General features: G+C 43.9%; 1 pseudogene. It reads right to left on the bottom strand.

The annotated features are described in order from the left end of the window. A pseudogene (locus ACNPNW_RS06215) lies at positions 1–303 on the bottom strand (DUF5906 domain-containing protein); the annotation flags it as partial. Between the last annotated feature and the right edge of the window lie 32 nt (positions 304–335).

Here is a 335-nt window from a genome sequence, read left to right on the forward strand (position 1 = left end):
TTTCTTGCTACCAAGCAGAGTCTGAAAGGCATTTTTCTTCCAGATCTTTTTACCATAGTCATCCCACACATTGGTTTCACCTTCAATCAAACAAAAACGTGCAAGCCATTTTTCCATTTGTTCTTCAGGTGTTAGTTCACCACGTACAGTATTTCCCTGCGAAATACCCGCGTCCCCACTTCGCTCAACAACAGGAATTTCTTCAATTTCGGGATTTTGCCCCTGAAAATTGTTGTCGAAGTTGTTAGGGGGTGCGGGGGAAAAAGTCAAAGACGAAAGTGCTGATTCAATTTGTGCCTTCACCTCCCCCAATCCGAAATTCACGTGGAGGTCAT

The sequence above is a fragment of the Acinetobacter endophylla genome (assembly GCF_053543775.1).